The following is a 2,138-nucleotide window of genomic DNA, read 5'->3' as shown; positions in this document are numbered from 1 at the left end:
GGCGTGGTAGAGCAGGACCAGCAGCACCGCCACCGCGCGCAGACCCTGCACGTCACCACGGAACCCACCGGACGCGACAGGCTCGACCGGCACACCCACCGTGCGCACCGGAACGACATCAACCGCCGCCAAGACTCGCTCCCCACTGCTTCTGGATGTTCCTGTAGCCGCCGTGCGGCAGGGCGGATTCTACGGCCCCTTGCTGAGCGCGGGAGTCTGCTGGTATCGGGCCGCGGGTGGTGCTACTCGAGTCCCGCTGACACGAGCTGCGTATCGACGACGGGCGTCAACGTCTTCACGTACGAGGCCGTGAGGTGCGACCCCTGCCGGTAGACGAGCACACCGCCGATCACCGGTGCGCACGTGTCGCCGGGGCAGACCCAGGGGCGCAGGTCGACCACGGGTGCGTCGAGGCTGGCCGCGGCCCGGAGCAACGGGACGTCGGCTCGGTCCTGGCGGTGGAAGCTGCAGGCGTCGAGGTGCTCGGGGTTGCTGGCGACGCACTCCAGCTCGTCGACACCGGGTGACTGGTTGTCCGCGAAGACGATGGCACGCTTGCCGGCTGCTTGGACCCTGCGCATCGCGTCCTCGACGCCCTCGAGCATCGCTCCGGTCGTCGCCGTGGTGCAGTCCGTGTCGGCGCAGGCCTCCGTCTTGACCTGGCTCATGAGGACGGCGTCGATCGACGGGTCGCTCACGACGGCCTGGATCCGTTCCTCGTTCCTCTCGCGGCAGAGGGCGGTCTGACGGTTGTGGAGGAGTTGAGGGCTGCCCACGATGAAGGGACAGGCGCTGACGAGGTAGGTCTCCAGGCGCCAGCCCCGCTCCTTGGCGACCACCTGGAGTGCGTTGAGCCACTGGTGCATCTTGGAGTCGCCGACGACGGCGACGACGGTGTCGGCCTCGGCCGGACCGAAGGTGCAGTGCTGGAGCGGTTTGCCCACGTCGCCGATGCAGCGTTGCCCGGCGAGGGTCGCCACGTCGTCGGCCGCGTCGACCGCGGACGGGACGAACGGACCGGAGACCGAGCGCACCCGCTCGGTGGGCGCCGAGAGGCCGAGCACAGCTGCGCCGAGATGGGCGCCCGCGGCGTCGCCCCCCGGCTGGCTCGGCTGGTAGTCGAGGCCGGCGGCACGGTGGAGTGCCTCGCCCAGCCGCGGCGCCAGGCTTCTTGCGTACGTCGCGCTCAGGTGTGAACCCTGCCGGTACACGACGACGTCGCCGATCATGGCCGGGCAGACGTCGGCCGGGCAGATCCACGGGCGCAGGTCGAGCGTGGGCACGCCGCTCGTCTTTCCGGCGAGCTCCACGGAGGTCGTCTCGGACTTGTCCGGGAACGCGCACCGGGAGAGCGAGTCGACGTTCTCGGCGACGCACTCCATCACGTCGATCGAGGGTTGGGCGTTGTCGACGAGCGCGATCGGCTCCATGCCGGCCCTGCGCACCTGGGCCCACATCCGCTCGAGCTCGGTCGTCATGCGATCGCGCTCACCGGCCTCGTCGCCGTCGCGGTCGTACATCGCGTCTGCGGCTTGCCCGAACACGACGTAGTCGATGTCCTTGTCGTCCAGCAGCGCCGGGACGCGCTGGGCGTTGACGGCCTGGCAGGCGTCGAACGGTGCACCGTCCCGGTAGACCGTGAAGTCCGGCGAGACGAAGGGGCACGCGGACTTCAGGGAGGTCACGATCCGCCAGCCGAGCTGGTCGGCGAGGGCCTGGAAGGCGGGGAGCCACTGGTCGGCCTTCGAGTCGCCGACGACCGCGATCGTCGTCTCCGCGGCGGGGTCGCCGTACCGGCAGGTCCGCATGACCGTCTCTGCGACGCGAGCGACGCACCGCTTTCCGCCGAGCGACGCCGTGTCGCCCGCGATCTCGGTCACCGCGGGGGTGAGGTGGTCCGACGCGTCCACGGGCGTCGCCCACGGCGACGACGCCGGGTCGTCGCCGAGGGCTGCGGCTCCGAGCGCGTCGGGGGTGCCCGTGCTCTGGGTTCGCTGTGCGGCGAGCTGGTGGTCGACGGCGGTGGCGGAGCCGAGTCCGAGTCCGATGCACAGGAGGGCGACGAGGGCGGCGCGCCAGGGTGTGGCGGCGAGGAAGCGGTTGTGGTGGAGGGGTTTTTCGACGAGGGAGTAGGCCAG

General features: G+C 71.0%; 1 protein-coding gene. It reads right to left on the bottom strand.

Translation table 11 applies throughout. The features are described 5' to 3' along the window. Window positions 1–242: 242 nt before the first annotated feature. Window positions 243–2,138 (bottom strand): SGNH hydrolase domain-containing protein (locus tag I847_RS27195; protein WP_034610751.1); only part of this gene is annotated, 1,896 nt, incomplete at its 5' end.

Origin of the sequence: Cellulomonas sp. URHD0024 (assembly GCF_000426185.1) — a bacterium.
Taxonomy (GTDB): domain Bacteria; phylum Actinomycetota; class Actinomycetes; order Actinomycetales; family Cellulomonadaceae; genus Cellulomonas.
Note: the sequence above shows the minus strand (reverse complement) of the source record. Positions and strands in the feature narration are given on the sequence as shown.